Annotated in this window: 10 protein-coding genes; 9 read left to right on the top strand and 1 reads right to left on the bottom strand. The window is 34.9% G+C overall.

Features of this window, described 5'->3' with window-relative positions:
- Positions 1 to 198 precede the first annotated feature (198 nt).
- The 4 genes from ACFIQE_RS06200 to alaS all read left to right on the top strand — a co-directional run bounded on the left by ACFIQE_RS06200 (position 199) and on the right by alaS (position 7832).
- Entirely contained in the window at positions 199 to 1593 is a 1395-nt protein-coding gene (locus tag ACFIQE_RS06200) for a DegQ family serine endoprotease (RefSeq protein ID WP_375621432.1), read from the top strand.
- An 8-nt stretch (positions 1594 to 1601) separates the two neighbouring features.
- Complete coding sequence (locus ACFIQE_RS06195; RefSeq protein ID WP_375632411.1) at positions 1602 to 2927, top strand: replication-associated recombination protein A; 1326 nt, start codon at positions 1602 to 1604, stop codon at positions 2925 to 2927.
- Positions 2928 to 3916: 989 nt separating this feature from the next.
- The gene (recA, locus tag ACFIQE_RS06190) at positions 3917 to 4960 is read left to right on the top strand and encodes a recombinase RecA (protein WP_273791424.1); all 1044 of its coding nucleotides are present in this window, start codon (positions 3917 to 3919) and stop codon (positions 4958 to 4960) included.
- A gap of 205 nt (positions 4961 to 5165) precedes the next feature.
- Entirely contained in the window at positions 5166 to 7832 is a 2667-nt protein-coding gene (gene alaS / locus ACFIQE_RS06185; protein ID WP_375707392.1) for an alanine--tRNA ligase, read from the top strand.
- Between the two features lie 1253 nt (positions 7833 to 9085).
- Here alaS and ACFIQE_RS06180 read toward each other — a convergent pair.
- On the bottom strand, positions 9086 to 10867 hold the full coding sequence (locus tag ACFIQE_RS06180) for a glucan ABC transporter ATP-binding protein/ permease (protein WP_375621429.1): 1782 nt from the start codon (positions 10865 to 10867) through the stop codon (positions 9086 to 9088).
- Between the two features lie 206 nt (positions 10868 to 11073).
- Here ACFIQE_RS06180 and ACFIQE_RS06175 point away from each other — a divergent pair, with 206 nt between their 5' ends.
- The 5 genes from ACFIQE_RS06175 to ACFIQE_RS06155 all read left to right on the top strand — a co-directional run bounded on the left by ACFIQE_RS06175 (position 11074) and on the right by ACFIQE_RS06155 (position 18243).
- Positions 11074 to 12057, top strand: a complete 984-nt coding sequence (locus ACFIQE_RS06175; protein WP_375640506.1) for an RluA family pseudouridine synthase — start codon at positions 11074 to 11076, stop codon at positions 12055 to 12057.
- 796 nt (positions 12058 to 12853) lie between these two features.
- Positions 12854 to 13873, top strand: a complete 1020-nt coding sequence (locus tag ACFIQE_RS06170) for an ATP-binding cassette domain-containing protein (protein ID WP_375621427.1) — start codon at positions 12854 to 12856, stop codon at positions 13871 to 13873.
- Positions 13848 to 14672 (top strand): ABC-2 family transporter protein, encoded by an 825-nt coding sequence (locus tag ACFIQE_RS06165; protein ID WP_375621426.1) that lies wholly within the window; start codon positions 13848 to 13850, stop codon positions 14670 to 14672. Before ACFIQE_RS06170 ends, ACFIQE_RS06165 begins: the two co-directional genes overlap by 26 nt.
- Positions 14656 to 15444 carry an ABC-2 family transporter protein gene (locus tag ACFIQE_RS06160; RefSeq protein WP_375630113.1) on the top strand — a complete coding sequence of 263 codons (789 nt, stop codon included), beginning with the start codon at positions 14656 to 14658 and terminating at the stop codon, positions 15442 to 15444. The genes ACFIQE_RS06165 and ACFIQE_RS06160 overlap by 17 nt, the downstream gene beginning before the upstream one ends.
- A 2439-nt stretch (positions 15445 to 17883) precedes the next feature.
- Positions 17884 to 18243: a hypothetical protein gene (locus ACFIQE_RS06155; protein WP_375613153.1), complete on the top strand. Its 360-nt coding sequence runs from the start codon at positions 17884 to 17886 to the stop codon at positions 18241 to 18243.
- The last annotated feature ends 8 nt before the right edge of the window (positions 18244 to 18251 follow it).

Genomic DNA, 18251 nt, shown 5'->3' with positions numbered 1-18251 from the left:
TTTGTTTTAGTTGAGAAATAGGTGCAGAGAGAAAATTATAGAATATTGAATTATCTTATTTTTATAATATTTATTGTTTAAATAGGTTGTTTTTATTCTCTATTATGAAATATTAATAGAGGTCCTTAATTTGCGGGGATACGTTTTTTTATTCTATTAATCTTCAACAGAATGTGCTGATTTTATAAGGAGTGGATTATGAGGTATTCTTTTTGGGTGCGGATTTTTTTTGCAATTATGATGCAGATATCATTTGATCATGTATATGCTCATGTTCCTCAAACACAAACAGAAATCACTCTTTCATTTGCTCCTTTAGTTAAAAAGACAGTTCCATCTGTTGTAAATATTTATGCAGCTCGACAAATTAGAGCTCGATCACCTTTTGAAGGCGATCCATTTTTTGAGCAATTTTTTGGTCGTTTTCAAAATAAATTTCCTGTTCGTAAGCAATCGTCATTAGGATCAGGGGTGATTGTTGATGCACGTGGTTTGATCGTTACAAATTACCACGTCATTAAAGATGCAAGCGAAATTAAAGTGGCTTTTTCTGATGGACGGGAGTTTGAGAGTAAGGTCGTGCTCAAAGATGAAGCAACTGATATTGCCATTCTTGAAGTTAAGGAAAAAGATGCTCAATTTCCGGTTCTTTCTTTGGGAAATTCTGATGCTGTTGAAGTTGGTGATCTTGTTCTTGCTATTGGTAATCCTTTTGGTGTTGGTCAAACAGTTACAAGTGGTATTGTTTCAGCGCAAGCGCGTACACGTGTTGGGGTTTCTGATTTTGACTTTTTTATTCAAACAGACGCAGCCATTAATCCAGGGAATTCTGGTGGCGCTTTAATTGATATGAAAGGTCAGTTAATCGGAATTAATACGGCTATTTATTCGCGTTCCGGTGGTTCTGTAGGGATTGGTTTTGCTATTCCAGTTAATCTTGTAAAAGTGATGCTTGATACTGTTAAACGCGGTGGAAAATATTTTGTGCCGCCTTATATTGGGGCTTCTTTTCAAAATGTTACAGCTGATATTGCTGGTGGTTTAGGTTTAGAACGTCCCTATGGTGCTCTGATTATTGAAGTTATCAAAGATAGTCCTGCTGAAAAAGCTGGATTGAAAGTAGGTGATGTTATTTTGAGTGTGCAGGGGGTACGCGTTGACAGTCCAGATAGTCTTGGTTATCGTTTGATGACAGCTGACGTTGAGCATAGTCTTGCTTTGGAATATTTACGAAGTGGAAAAACTTTAAAAACACAAATAACAGTTTCATCGATATCAGAAACTGCATTTTTAAAATCTGAAAAAATTACGGGTGACAGTCCTCTTGCTGGTGCTGAAGTGTTAGATTTGACACCGCAAAATAGTCGACGTTTTCATCTTCCTATATCTGCAAAAGGGGTTGTGATTACCAATCTTGATAAAATGAGCAATGCAGCTGGAATTTTTCAGTCAGGAGATATTCTACGTGTTGTAAATGGCCATAAAATTCAAACAGTTCATCAGTTGAAAAAGGTTCTTATGCAAGGTCGCTCAAATATGTGGCAATTGGAATATGAACGTGATGGTATGTATATTCGCCAATTTATTCGTTGAGGTTTTTTTTGAAGAAAGATTTTTTTACTTCGTCGTTTGATTTTCAAGTTAATAAAAATCAGCCACTTGCAGAAAGAATGCGTCCTTGTTCTCTCAATGATGTTGTGGGACAAAAGCATTTGATTGGAGAGGATGGTTTGCTTTCACGTATGGCGGCAACAGGCTCAATTGGATCGATGATTTTTTGGGGACCTCCAGGGACGGGAAAAACGACTGTTGCACGTTTGTTAGCCCTTGAAACAAATTTCGCGTTTGAACAGGTTTCTGCTATTTTTACAGGAGTTTCTGAACTTAAAAAGATTTTTGAAGTTGCGCAGAGGCGTTTTATATCTGGGGATAAAACACTTCTCTTTGTTGATGAAATTCATCGGTTTAATCGTGCACAGCAGGATAGTTTTCTTTCTGTAATGGAAGAGGGTACTGTGGTACTTATAGGTGCAACAACCGAAAATCCTTCTTTTGAGCTGAATGCTGCCCTTCTTTCGCGTGCACGTGTTTTAACATTTCTTTCTCATGATCATGAAAGTTTGGACATGCTTTTGAGGCGTGCTGAAGAAGTGGAGGGAAAAACTCTTCCCTTGGATAATGATGCCAGAGACGTTTTGATAGAGATGTCTGATGGTGATGCGCGGGTTGCGTTAACATTGGCAGAGGAAGTTTGGTCTATTGCACCATTGGGAGAGATTCTTGATGTTGTTGCTTTGCAAAAAGTTATTCAGCGTCGTGCGCCTATTTATGATAAAGGACGAGATGGGCATTATAATCTCATTTCAGCGTTGCATAAATCCGTTCGTGGATCTGATCCTGATGCTGCGCTTTATTATTTGGCACGTATGTTGGATGCTGGTGAAGATCCTCTCTATATTGGGCGAAGATTGGTTCGTATGGCCGTTGAAGATGTTGGTTTGGCGGATCCTCAAGCTCTTGTCATTTGTAATGCAGCAAAAGATGCCTATGATTATTTAGGATCACCAGAAGGAGAATTGGCCTTGGCGCAAGCATGTCTTTATGTTGCAACTGCGCCAAAGTCAAATGCAGCATATCTTGCGTATAAAGCAGCACTGCGTTGTGCGCGCAAAAATGGCTCTTTACCACCTCCTAAGCATATTCTTAATGCGCCTACGAAATTTATGAAGGAAGAAGGGTATGGAAGTGGTTATTGTTATGACCATGATGAACCAGACGCTTTTTCAGGACAAGAATATTTTCCCGAAAAACTTGGGCGTCAGAGTTATTATAAACCAGTTGAGCGTGGTTTTGAGCGTGAAATTGTGAAACGTCTTGAGTGGTGGCAACAGTTGCGCAAAAAACGTAAAGATCAAAATAAAATTTGAGTTGAAATACGTTTTTTATTGATCTTGGATTTATTATTTTATCTCTTATGTTATTGTATGAGAAATTTAGCTTATATTTTAAACATTTATTGCATTGCTTGTAGAGATTTTTTTTGATATTTTAGAAAGTGCATGTTTTTTCAAATTTAAATATGTCATTCAACTTTTAAGCTGCTGTATTTTTTTGGTTTTTATTAAATAATATATTGACTTATAATGATGATTGACTGTTTCGTAAGTTGAATGAAAGTTTCAAATACCGTAAATTTCTCTCATCCCAAGTCTGTTATTTGTTGAAGCAATCAAGTTATTCGCTTGCATGTTACAAGCAGGATTAGCGTGTGATAAAAACTGTACAAGAAAAGACTAAAAATCCCTCTTATAAATTGTCTCAAGTGCCGAGAGCTGTTGCAATATTGGAGGATGATAAATAGTGTGATGGTGCCGGCTTGCTCCTTCTATAGAGTAAAGATGGTGGTGCCTAAAGGGTTTTGCAGTATACCACATTCATAGGTGTTGTCACAAAATGAGCTTGGAAGTTTTGAGAGATGTTTCTTAAATCAAGTGCATGAATATGCAACACAATAGCGTTTTGTTCTTCGATGCAATAGGGGGTATGAGGTTGATTGATGATGCGTTTTTTGTGTGATCAATAGCGGGAGAATTCTTAGTCTCTCAAGTATTTAATCAAAGGGATAAGCAGAAGGGTTGTAGAACATTGTGTTTAAAATTAAATTGTTCCTTTTCTAGAGAGATATAAATATGTTAACTATGCTCCCATAGAGATATTACTTTATTGGAGTTTATTATGTGTCATAAGATAAGCAATGCCAATTCTTTATTGTGATGGTCATGAATGTTTATGGACATAATGTGGAGATAGGAATGGAAATAGTCTGTGAAACTCTAAACTCAAACCTTTAGTTAAATTAAAAGTACAGTGTACACTAAAGTTTTAGGTTATTATGAATTCGGTCAAGGATATAATCGTGGATAAAACAAAAGCTCTCGATGCTGCTCTCTCACAAATTGAACGTTCTTTTGGTAAAGGCTCGATTATGCGTCTTGGGCAAAAAGAGCAAGTTGTTGAAATTGAAACAATTCCAACAGGATCGTTATCCTTGGATATTGCTTTAGGGATTGGTGGATTACCGAAGGGGCGTATTGTTGAGATTTATGGACCAGAAAGTTCTGGGAAAACAACATTGGCTCTCCATGCTATTGCTGAGGCACAGAAAGGTGGTGGGATTTGTGCTTTTATTGATGCAGAGCATGCGCTTGATCCTATTTATGCGCGTAAGCTTGGTGTTGATTTAGAAAACTTGTTCATTTCTCAGCCAGATACCGGTGAACAGGCATTGGAAATTACAGAAACGTTGGTTCGTTCTGGTGCCGTTGATGTGCTTGTTGTGGATTCTGTCGCAGCTTTAACACCGCGAGCAGAAATTGACGGTGAAATGGGTGATGCTTTGCCCGGATTGCAAGCTCGGTTAATGAGTAAAGCGTTACGAAAATTAACCGCAGCAATTTTTCGCTCTAACTGTATGGTTGTTTTTATTAATCAAATTCGCATGAAAATTGGTGTGATGTTTGGTTCTCCTGAAACGACAACGGGTGGAAACGCTTTAAAGTTTTATGCTTCTGTTCGTTTAGATATTCGTCGCATTGGATCCATTAAAGATAGGGATTCAATCGTTGGTAATCAGACGCGCGTTAAAGTGGTGAAAAATAAATTGGCACCTCCATTCAAACAGGTTGAGTTTGATATTATTTATGGTGAAGGTATTTCCAAAGTAGGTGAGTTGATTGATTTGGGTGTCAAGGTTGGTGTTGTGGAAAAATCTGGTGCATGGTTTTCTTATAATTCTCAGCGTTTAGGGCAGGGGCGTGAGAATGCAAAGCAGTTTTTACGTGAACATGTGGAAATAGCTACAGAGATTGAAGCAGCTTTGCGCCAAAATGCTGGTTTGATTGCGATTGAATTGTTAGAAAATGCAGGGTCAGAAAATATAGAAAGTGATGAAGCCATTTGATGGGGCGTTTTTTTCGTCTATAATTTTTTTTCTTTAAGATTTTCCTGTTTTTTTGTTTGAGTTTTTAAATACGCAGTCATTTTTTTCTCAATTTTTTAAAACAAATATTCCATTTTTGATTAAATTGACTCCATGCGTGGCGAAGAGGATTTAATGAGGGGGATTTTTCTTTTATGGTTTTGTGCTGTATTGAGCAGGTGTCAACATGAATAGTGTTAATAATATTCGGTCAACATTTTTGGATTATTTTCATCGTAATGGGCATAAAGTTCTTTCTTCTAGTCCGCTTGTTCCGCGGAATGATCCTACACTTATGTTTACAAATGCAGGGATGGTGCAGTTTAAAAATGTTTTTACTGGACTTGAACAACCTTCTTATACGCAGGCAACAACGGCACAAAAATGTGTTCGTGCGGGTGGAAAGCATAATGATCTTGATAATGTTGGTTATACGGCGCGCCATCATACATTTTTTGAAATGTTGGGTAATTTTTCTTTCGGTGATTATTTCAAAGAAGAAGCCATTTTTTTATCATGGAATCTTTTAACAAAGGAATTTTGCCTGCCAAAAGATAAATTGTTGGTGACAGTTTATCAGAGTGATGATGTTGCTGCTGAACTGTGGCGTAAAATTTCAGGTCTTCCAGATGAAAAAATTGTTCGTATTGCGACGGCTGATAATTTTTGGTCGATGGGAGAAACAGGACCTTGTGGGCCTTGTTCGGAGATTTTTTATGATCATGGTGATGAAATATGGGGCGGTCCTCCTGGAAGTGCTAATGAAGATGGGGATCGCTTTATTGAGATTTGGAATCTTGTTTTTATGCAGTATGAGCAAGTTTCCAAGGAAGAACGTGTTAACTTACCTCACCCTTCTATTGATACAGGCATGGGATTAGAGCGTATTGCTGCTGTTTTACAGGGCGTTCATGATAATTATGACATTGATCTTTTTCGTGCATTAATTGCTGCATCAGAAGAAATTACAGGGATTGAGGCAAAGGGTGATTTTATTGCCAGCCATCGTGTCATTGCTGATCATCTTCGCTCATCTGCATTTTTGATTGCTGATGGTGTGCTTCCTTCTAATGAAGGAAGAGGATATGTTTTACGTCGTATTATGCGTCGTGCTATGCGTCATGCGCATCTTCTTGGTGCTAAAGAGCCCTTAATGTGGCGACTTTTGACTGCTTTAATTCGCGAAATGGGACAAGCTTATCCTGAGTTGACACGTGCTGAATCTTTGATTTCAGAAACTTTAAGGTTAGAAGAAATACGTTTTCGTAAAACGCTTGAACGAGGACTTGGTTTGTTGAACGAAGCAAGTACCGATCTTAAAGAAGGAGACTATTTGAATGGTGAAGTTGCTTTCAAACTTTATGATACCTATGGTTTTCCGCTTGATTTGACGCAAGATGTTCTTCGTCGTCGCGGAATATCTGTTGACGTTGGTGCTTTTGATAAAGCGATGGAACGCCAAAAAGAGGAAGCACGTGCCAATTGGTCTGGTTCTGGAGAAGCTGTAACAGAGAAAATCTGGTTTTCTGTTCGTGATCAAGTGGGGGCCACAGAGTTTTTAGGTTATGAAACTGAGACAGCGAAAGGTATTCTTACAGCTCTTGTATGTGATGGTAAAATTGTTGATCATATTTCTTCGGATCAGAAAGCTATGCTTGTTGTTAATCAGACACCTTTTTATGGTGAATCTGGTGGGCAAATTGGTGATAGCGGTATCATTTCTGGTGAAAATTTTATTTTTAAGGTGCATGATACCCAAAGAAAGGGTGATGGTGTTTTTATCCATATTGGGGAGGTGAAATCTGGTCAGGCATCGAGGTCTGATTGTGTAGAATTAACGGTTGATATTGTTCGTCGTAAGAAAATTCGCGCGAATCACTCTGCTACTCATTTGTTACACGAAGCTTTACGCCAAACATTGGGGGATCATGTTACTCAAAAGGGTTCTCTTGTATCGCCAGATCGGTTGCGTTTTGATTTTTCCCATCCAAAATCCGTTTCACCAAAAGAGTTGAAAAAAATAGAAGATTTAGCAAATGAGATTATTTTGCAAAATAGTAAAGTAATAACGCGCCTCATGGCTGTAGATGATGCCATTTATGAAGGAGCCATGGCATTGTTTGGTGAAAAATATGGTGATGAAGTTCGCGTTGTTTCTATGGGGGAGCCACTTGAACAGGAAAGATTAAAAAAGCGTTGGTCAATTGAGCTTTGTGGAGGGACACATGTGGAGCGAACAGGTGATATTGGTTTAATTCATATTGTTTCTGAAAGTTCTGTTTCAGCTGGAGTGCGGCGTATTGAAGCTTTAACAGGCAAAGAAGCACGTCTTTATCTTAGCCGCCAAGATGAACGTATTCATGAAATCGCTGATCTTTTAAAAACTTCTTCTGCTGGTGTGGAAGAACGGGTGCGAATTTTGCTTGATGATCGTCGTAAACTTGAAAAAGAATTGAATGATGTACGCAAGAAAATGATGTTGAGTGGTGGAGTAACAGAAAGGAGCCAAGATGATATTATCATCATCAATGGGTTTTCTTTTACCGGACGCGTTGTTAAAAATATTTTACCACGGGATCTTAAGGCGCTCGTCGATTCTGAGAAAAAACAAATTGGATCTGGAGTGGTTGCTTTTATTAGTGTCTCGGAGGATGGAAAAGGGAGTGCTGTTGTCGGTGTTACGGATGATTTAACGGATAAATTAAATGCTGTAGATCTCGTTCGTATTCTTTCAGCGATGCTTGGTGGTAAAGGTGGAGGTGGCCGTCCTGATATGGCGCAGGCTGGTGGTCCTGAGGGGAACAAAGCTGATGAGGCATTTGCGGCACTAAAAGATTTTCTTGAAAAAAATTAAAGAATGAAATTATTCTGCATAGGTATTTTTCACATTGTTATATTTGGTTGGCATCTATGTATCATGAATATCTGTCTGGTGTATTTCTGAAATGCAGATACAGCGTAATTGGGGAAAATACAATTGTAAAGATAAAGACAGTGTTTGTCTTTATCACCACTTTATCATTTGGCTTTATAGCTTCCAAGCGTTTCAGGAGTCACCTTTTTAAGATAAGATAGATTATGCAGCACTTCATGCTTTACTGTGTATTCTTTTACTAGGAAGACTAGTTATTGTGTTGCTCTTATAGATTTTTTGAAGAAACATCTCTTTTTATGAAAGGAAAAATACAAGATTTATTGCATACGATTATCCTTATAAAGTTATAAGCTATCATTATTCTATTAGTTTTCAAATGAATAAAATCTCTTTTCTTGAAAAGGCTTATAAAAGAGTTGTTGTATCTTAGAGCTATTGTGTTGTTTTTATTTTGCTTGTTATGTACAAGAAAACAGTTTTTTGGTTTATTATTAAAAGGTTTGGAAAAGAATATTCTCCTATCTTTATAAATCTTTATTTCAAGTTATAAAGTAATGAATTATCAATATAAATCAAATGAATATCACATAAATCTAAAGATTTAGATTAACATCTAATTTATTTATGATAAAATTGCTTTAATATATTGAATTATAATGATAATTTATCGTTTTATCTTTTGAATAAGAGCTACGAATATTCGTAGGGTTTTATTATTTCAAATTCTGTGTATGTTAAATTAATCAAAACCACTCACGAATGTCGTTGTGAAATGGGCTTAAGAGCATTGAGAAATGTTTCTTAAAAAAAGTTATATGAATGTGCAAAACAATGATGTTCTGTTCTTTATGAGAGGACTATAAAGAAAGTGATAAACAAAAGTGCAACGCAATACATAATATTCATTATTTAAAAGATATTACTTTAGTTCGTTTTGAAATTCGTAAAGCTGAGTGAAAGGAAGACGGTAAAACTGGAAATTGTTTTTACCTTTACATTTTCCCTAAATGAGAATGTATACTCGTCAGTATGCACAGATATAGGAAAATATTTTTGTTCTAATCTAGTAAAATTGCAATAGCAGAGAAAATACTAAACTGTTTTAATATTTTTCTTAAATACCTAAAATGGATTGTGGCATTTTTAGAAATCTTTTTACTTGTATCATATATAAGAACTCTTATTGTATTGAAGAGGCATTTTTTGCATAAGATCTATGAAGAGTATCGTTTTTATGAAGCTATGGCTTCATGTAAGGGAATAACATTTTCTCCTTCTCTTTCTGGTGGTTTGATTGTTAAACCACTTGCCTTTAAAAAATTAGAGAAACGTCCCCCTTTATCGATCAATTCTTGAAAGTTTCCTTTTTCCATTAAGTGACCATGATCCAGAAAGAGTATCACATCAGCATTGCGTACTGTTGAGAGGCGATGTGCTATAATAAAAGTAGTACGGTTATGGCTTATGCAATCGAGAGCATCTTTGACACGTGCTTCTGTTTCAACATCAAGAGCGCTTGTTGCTTCATCTAGAATGAGAATAGGGGCATTTTTTAAAACAGCGCGTGCAATTGCTAGTCGCTGTTTTTCTCCACCGGATAATTGAGATCCTCGTTCGCCCACCATTGTGTTATAACAATCAGCTTTTTTTAGAATAAAATCGTGAGCTTCTGCTATTTTTGCTGCTTCATAAAGTTCTTCATTCGTTGCGCTCGCTTTTCCTATTGAAATATTGTCATGAATAGTACGGTTAAAAAGACCCGAGTCTTGAAATACTGTTGCTAGAGATTTGCGTAAAGATTCGCGATTGATTGAGCATATATTTATTCCATCAATGGAGATATGCCCAAGGGTAGGGTCGTATACGCGCTGTAACAGATTGATCAATGTTGTTTTTCCAGCCCCTGTTGGTCCTACAATTGCAACAGTTTGTCCTGCTTTAACCTCAAAGGAAATATCAAAAACACCTTGAGAAGAATTTGGGAATTGATAGGTCACGTGATGAAATTGTATGGCGCCTTTAACATTTTGGAGGGAAGGAAGATTTTGCGGTTCGTTAATATGAAAGGTTGAGTCTTCCATTTCAAAAAATTCTTGCAGTTTTGCTTGTGAGGATATTGCACAATTAATAAAATTGCTCATTTGGTCTAGGCGGCTAATCATGAGTTGTGCAAATCCAACAAAAGCAACGACTTCACCTACTCGTAATTGATCTTTTGCAACAAAAAAAGCTCCAAGGAGAAGAACACAAACGATTGAAATTGTTGAAGCCATTCGATTTAAGCCACTGGCGAGCGCCCACCAATTGAGAACAGGATTTTGTGCTTTAAGCAGAGCATTTGTATGTTGATGTAGTGTAGAAGCTTCTTCTTTTATTCGGTTATAACTTTGTACAATGGAAACATTAGAGATTGAATCACTGACATGTTTAAAAAGGTTATGATGATAGCATTCTACAGCGGCTTGTCCGTCTTTTGTTTTTCGCATCACTAAACGTGCAATTAATACATAGGTGATGGCAAGCACAACCAAGACTATTGAAAGACGCCAATTCATATTAAACGCTATGGGGATGAGAACCAATAAGGCGACAAGCGTTGAGAGATGTTGGCGCATAAAATCAAGCCATATGGTTGACATGGAATCTATTGCGCGCAAAAGTGTATGGAGTGCGTTGGAAGTTCCACGTTGTTGATGCCAAATTAAAGGCATAGCAATGATACGTTCGAAAGATTCCGTTAAAACCGTTAAGCGGCGTCTATGGGCTAAGCGGTCAGCACCGCGAGCAACAAGGACATAAGCAATAATATGTGAAAGTCCAAAACAAACCCAAATGGTAAGAGTAGGAATGATAGCTGATTTTTCTGAAATAGAATCAATAACACGTCCGAATAAAATAGGTTCTGCAATAGTGATAATAGCTAACATAACATTAGCGGTACAGATTAAAAGGGATGCATTTTTTTCTCTATTTAGGTAAGTGAGAACACGTGCATAGGTTTTAAATAAGGACACGGTTAATTATCTCCATTCGCTATTAAGCGTAAAGGCTGTTGATTTTTACAACGCTTAGTTTTTAGCTAATAAAATTTGGACGTTAAGAAAAGGCAATTTTGGATACTAACTGTAATATGGTGTGATAAAACCAACTAAAATATGAATTTTTGTGTTTATAAAGGCGCAAAAATAGATCAATAAAATTATCAGGTAAGGGAATTTTCATGGCAGGCATAGAAATAAAAAAAGTTGAGGCAGATGAAAATGGAATGCGCTTAGATCGCTGGTTTAAAGTGCATTATCCAGGACTTGGTTTTGGAGCTTTGCAAAAATTGTTGCGTTCTGGTCAGATACGGGTTGATAGTGGACGTGTTAAAGCCGATACGCGTCTTTGTATAGGACAGGCTGTTCGTATTCCACCTCTCCCTATTAATGACAAGGAAAGTCTTTCAATAACGGATAAAACACTTCGTGGGCAGGATGATGGGACCGTTTTGAAAAAAATGCTGCTTTATGAAGATCCAAAGGTATTTGTTTTTAATAAACCAGCTGGGTTGGCTGTACAAGGAGGCTCTGGTTTAACTCGTCATATGGATAGTATGCTTGAGGTATGGCGCAATAAAAAAGGTGAAAAGCCGCGTTTGGTTCATCGTCTTGATCGTGAGACGTCGGGTGTGCTTATTGTTGCGCGATCAAGGGGAGCTGCTCAGTTCTTAACTGCTGCTTTTAGAGCGCGAGAAACAAAAAAGACTTATTGGGCGTTGGTTCGGGGTGTGCCTAAAAAAAAGCAAGACAAAATTTCAACGTGGATGGTTAAGGAAATGACTGCACAAGGTGACAAAATGCGTGTTTGTGAACATGGGGAGCCAGATTCACATCATGCGGTTTCCTACTATCGCGTTTTAGATACGCGAGGGCGGGCTCTTTCGTGGCTTGAAATGGAACCCTATACAGGGAGAACACATCAGCTTCGTGTGCATGCAGCCCATATGGATCATCCTATCATTGGCGATACAAAGTATTTTTTTTCTGATAGTAATTGGACATTACCAAGAGGAATTCAAAATCGTCTTCATCTTCATGCACGTCGTATTCGTATTCCGCATCCTTCAGGAGGAATATTGGACATTGTTGCACCTTTACCACCTCATATGGTCCAAAGTTTTAATCTTTTATCTTTTAATGAGAGTGATGCTGAAACCGACTAAACAAACTTCATTTGTTCTTTTTGATTGATACAAATTTTGTCTATAAATTTGATAAGATGAATAGGGCATCATTTGAAGAAAGTTTTTGATAAGTCAATCGCTATGAGAAAATTGTGTTTTTGAGTGATGAAATTTTCGAATATCATGGCTTTCTTTCTACAGTTCTTTATCCATAATTGATTGTATTGTTATTTTTGGATATGGTGTATCATTTAATAATCTGAGTTTATGAAGCTGCTTCTTTGAATTATCTATAGAGGTCATATATTGGGAAGGCGTGTCTGTTGAGGGAGATGAGTTAGATAAAATCTGAAAGATATTTACTAAAATAGAGAAAGCGATTTTAGTTTTTTCATGGGAGATAAAGGAGGCATTTTATAGTAATGCTGAGGAAAAGTAGCCTCTCAAAAATTCCTGTTGTCAAGGAAGTTTGTTTTATTATCAATGTGGTTTGATATGCTTATAGTATAGATTTATGCTTTTTGTATCTTTGCTTACACAATGAAGCTTTCTTAGCAAAGTTCTCCTTTCAATGAGCAATTATTTTTCTACTTACTTAGTTTATCCAAAAGACTATCTTTCATAAAAGAAGAAATAAGTTTTTAGTATCTTAATGCTGCATTGAAGTGAACTCATCACATTGAAAAAATATCTAGACAAAAATTGGAGATAAAACGTCAGGCGCGTTTTATTGCTCTAAGGAGGGCTTGAACACTTTTGTTTTTTTTAGTGAACAAAACAGATATTTATTATGGAAACATTCAAAGGGGAGATAAGTTGAAATGAGGAGTGACTGATGGGATCATTATTGATTGACGTTAATAACGTCTCAAAAATATATCGCAACATTGACAGAGGAATTGGTTTTAAAAACAAGGTCTTTTCTCTCTTCAAGCCAGTTTATACAAATCATCATGTGTTAAAAGATATGAGTTTTACCCTCTTTTCAGGGCAATCGTTAGCAATTCTTGGCCCTAACGGAGCGGGTAAATCGACACTGATTAAAATACTTTCTGGTATACAATACGCTGATGAGGGATGTGTTAAAGTCCTTGGTGTTGATCCTTATAAAGCGAAGAAAAATCTGTTCAAGTCTTTGGGTGTGGTCTTTGGTCACAAGAATTGTTTATGGTGGGATTTGCCCTTACGCTACAGTTTGGATATGGTTCAACCATTATATGGTCTTGAACGCGCCTCTTTTACCCGTGATCTTAAAGAGATCGCTGAGTTGCTGGGTCTTGAGCATATTATGGATAAGCCAGTGCGGATGCTTAGTCTGGGTGAGAGAGTGAAAAGTGAATTGGCATTTAATCTCTCCTTTAAACCTAAACTGTTGTTTCTCGATGAGCCAAGTATTGGTCTTGATATTACATCTAAGCATGAAATCAGGGAGCTTCTTAAAAAACTGAAAAAGGAGCGTGGCACTGGGTATATCATCACAAGTCATGATATGGGAGATATTGATGGATACGTCGATGATATTATTCTTTTGCATAAAGGAAAGAAACAGTTTCATGGTAATCTTCATGCGCTTAAAAGTGTCATTCCTTCTTTGGTGAGAATGACACTTTTTTGTGAACATATGGCTGCACCTTCAGCTGTTGTAGAAAAAATTGATGAGATTGCGTTGAAATTATCTACTCCTTTAAAAGATAAGCACTTTAACGCTGAAGAATGCTCGCTGGAGGTTTCGCTGCCCCGTGAGGATTTTGTGCGTTTTGTACGCGAAATTACAACCGAATTGAACTGTACGTTCTCTGTATCCACTCCCTCGCTTGAAGAGATGCTCCGTGTTAAATTTAAAGAATTTATCTAACCACTGCTTTGGTATGTTTCTTTTTGCCAAGAATGGATTACTCACTGTTCTAAGTGATAGAGCAATGTTTTTTACCGATATTATCATTGGGACACTTTCGCCATTTGTTATTCAACTTCTATTATGGAATGCACTTTTCTCTGATACGGGCAACACCATCAATGGCTTTAGCTTTTATGATATGATGTATTATTATGCTTTTGCTTTAGTCCTAGGTCGCTTAAATAATGGTTATAATGTGATTAAGTTTTTCTCTCATCATGTTAAAGAAGGTCAATTAGAAGTATATCTTACAAAGCCCTTTAGCTATATGACACAAATGCTTTTTACTTTTTTAGGGGAGAGTGTATTATATAGCATCCCGTTATTGGCTCTTTTTGTTGTTAAGCTTGTTTTATCCTATGAAAATATTCTGGGATTGGTCATCGCTTTTCTGTTCTTTTTTCTGGTTGTTATTCTATCACAATTGCTTTGTTTTTTACTCTCTTTTGGAATTGCCTTATTAAGCTTTTGGGTGATTGAGTACAATATATTACTCTCTTTCAGTATTCTCAGTTCAACGCTTCTTGGGGGTGTTCTTTTACCACCATCTTTTTGGCCGGTGTGGCTTATTCCGCTTATGCAATTTAATCCCTATCGTTTCATGATATCAGCTCCTGCCGAGTTTTTCGCGACGCAAAATTTAGCGTTGTTTCAGCAGTTTATTTTCGGAAGTTTTACTTCTATTTTGTGTTTTTTATTCTTAATTTATATTGCTTGGAATAAAGGGATGAAAGCATATAATGGAGCAGGTGGTTGAGATGAAAATAATCCTTCATTTTATCATTTTGAATATCCGCCGACAGATTGTTTATGGTAAGAATTTGGCTGGGGAGTTTATTCTTTCTCTATGCTATTATTTTATTCAATTCATATTTATTGATAGAATATCTTCTTTTTCAGGAAAGATCGGTAACTATAGCAGAGATGAAATCCATTTTATCTTTGTTGTCTTTGTTCTACTTGGAATATTTTTGAATATTTTTACTAATTCTATTGAAACGTTTTTTGAAAAAGTAGCGGATGGTAAAATTGAACCATACTTGATAAAGCCTGTTTCAAGCTGGTTGTTGATGTTGTTTGGTTGGTGTAAATCTCTTAATTTGATCAAGCTCTTTGTTCTTTATGTTAGTGCCTATTTATTTGTATCATTACCGGATATTTCTGATCTTAAGCTCAGATGGATCTCTTTTGTTGTTGCAATATTTTGTGTTTTTATTGTCAATATTTGTTTTTTTCTGATGTTCAATTTTATAACATTTATTATTAGCCGTAAGATGCCTGTCGAATATTTTCATGAAATGATTTACGAGCTTTCATTTGTACCAATAGGAATTTATCCTTTAAGCATCGTAAAATGGCTTTTGTTTATGCTTCCTATGGCTTTTTCTGCTTCCTTGCCTGTGTCATTGTTGCTTGGTAAAGGCGAATGGAATATTGGATATCTTCTGTTGAGCGCTTTTCTTTCCATGGTCATGACTTTCATAAGTTATAAGAAAACAATGCGTAAATTTAATGGATTAGGGGGATGAGATGAAAGTCAGCATGATTATAAAAATAAAAAATTGAGTGAAAATTCTATCGTACTGTAAAATATCGTTATTTATGCTGGCGGTATAGGGTATGTAAAATTTACACATGAGGATTTTTATTAGACATATTCATGCATAAAATCGGTTGTATTTCTATAGCTATGAGCAAAGAATTTACAACAGAAATCATAGAGTTAAATTTCTTGGTTTTAGATCAGTTTTAGTTTGAGTTTGGATGGCTGCTTGATGACACAAGCCAATTGTAAGATGGTATACAATATTAGTAGTGCTTTTTCCTCCGAGCAAAATTTACTTTTGTTGCGTTTATAGTGCTAAAAAACTGTCAAAGATGGGTAATTTTTAGATGTGTAGAATGTGGTTATTCGTGCTGATTTTGTTGGTGCATTCAATATATTATTACGTGGATGAGTTTTTGCTTAAACAATAAGAAAATTGACAGAATAAAGCTTTTAAGTTGCCTGATAGAAAGCTAAGAGCTGCGCTAAACAACATAATAGCAATTATCAAGAAAACAATCACATAGAGATTTTTCAGCATGCTGAGCAGTCAAAGTTCAGTTAATAATTGCTTGGAAATAAAAGGATTCACCAATCCAAGCAGGCAAAAACGATGGCAACGCAACTGAGCTCAATAACATAATTAAATATATTTCTTTGTTGCACTTATAAACCAATAAAATTATACTTAATTTTATTATGAATTTCTTATTTCATGTTATGATTTTATTTAATAGAAAGATAATTATTATGTAATATTTTTATTATTATTATAAACATTATTATTTAATTGAAAATATACAATTTAAATACATACAATATAAACATAATATATTTATATTATTTTAAATAGGTTATTTTAAAAAGTAATTAAATAATATATTATTTTGTAAAAAAATATTTTCTATTTTTTAATTATTAATAAGATCATTTTTCAATTTTTCTTAACAAGGATAAGAGAAAAATGAAGTTTTACATCCTCTTTTACAATAAATAAAAATGATACTTTAATCTTGTGTTACTCTTTAAGCTTAGAGCTATACAGATGTTATTTCTTATCATTAATAAAACTAATGTGATTGATGGCGTAGAGATTACAAAGGGCTAAATTTTTTTCATGTAATTCATATCTTTTACAAGACTTTAAAAATAACACAGAAAAAATGAGAGAGGAAGGAATAGTGAACAAGAGTGATAAGCTTTTTCATTTTCTAGTGTTATGATTACTTTTGTATTTTACGGTTCATTCATTGTATATATGATCAATTCCAAAATTTTTATTTTAAGCTTATAGTGAATCTATATTTTTTTCTGTTATTGAAGTGTTGTAGTGATTGAGATTAAAATATCACAATAGTGAACACTCTGATTTAATAGAGAAGATTGTTTGCTAGCAAATAATCTATCCATATCAACGTTATTTAAATTTTTTTCAAAATATATATCTACGCTAATTTTCGTGATTGATATCTTTTCTAAGATGAAAAGGGGCATGAGCTGATTTGAATATCGATAAATTTTTCGTATCAACTCAAAAAATATACGATCATATAATTTTATGGCTATTCTAGATTATCATTTTGATAAACTGAAGAAGTATAACGATTAGCATTACAAAGGTTTGTGCAAAAATGCTTTTACTGGACATTATTAAATTTTTTATGATTTATATTTTTAATCATTTTATCTTGGTTAGAAAGAAGGTGTATTCATTTTTATTTCTCTATTTTATCTTAGAGTCGTGGAATTATATTAATGTTAGAAAGTTATAATTGTGGAAGACAATGAACTTTATTAAAATTATTCCACGTTCTTGTAGAAACGCATGGCTGTGAAATCGTTGAAATGTGTAATAGCTTATGGCATTAGATTTGGCGCATTCACCAAAGTTATCCCTTATCTTACCTAATTTAGCTTTTTCAATCAAAGAGTTAAGCTGGTGCTTACGCTAATTGTAGCTGGGGCAAATATTTTTTCTCAATCTATCCTAAGGAAAAATTATTTTATAAAAATATTTATTTTACTATATTATACAAAAAAATAAAAACATTATGTGTAACTAAAAAACAACATATTGATATTTTTTATATTATAAAATCATAATAATATTTATGATAATAAAGCTAAATTTATAATAAAAACAATAAAATAATTTTATTTTAATATATTTTTATCATTAAACTACATAATATAAAGTACAAATAAAATAATTGACAATTATTAAATAAACATGTAACGGATATATTGTAAGTGTAATATAATATAAAAATAACAATTAAAATAAAATTATTAATTAAATTTTGTATTATATTTTTATTATCAGAAGATAAATATACTTTATCGATAGATAACGTAATGTTTTCTATTTAGAGGGGCGGTAAAGAAAATTTATTTTATTAAATATTGTAATTAGGTGGTTATGATGAAAATATTCAAGCATTGTATAGTATGTTTTGTTGCAGTAGCGATTTTCTTTTCACAGATTTTAAGAGCCAATGCTGATTCTTTAAATGGCAGATTTCAAAATGCTGGTTTTATTTCTGTAATGACACAGGAAAATAGAGTTATTAAAGCTGTTGATATGATTATTAGCCAGTTTGGAGGACAAGGGGCTGAGAAAAATGTCCAAAAAGTTGCGGGTTTAATGGGGTTGGAGACAGCGATTTTTGGTCTCATCGCATATCTTGTATATTTCTTTACTAGAAAGCCACCGAGTCCTAACAGAGAGACAGGTGGAAGAACATTCGATGCTTTTGCTCATAGTTCATGGGCTTTGAATTAAAAGATATT

It is taken from the genome of Bartonella sp. AA1HLJMS (genome assembly GCF_042197445.1).
GTDB lineage: Bacteria > Pseudomonadota > Alphaproteobacteria > Rhizobiales > Rhizobiaceae > Bartonella.
Note: the sequence above shows the minus strand (reverse complement) of the source record. Positions and strands in the feature narration are given on the sequence as shown.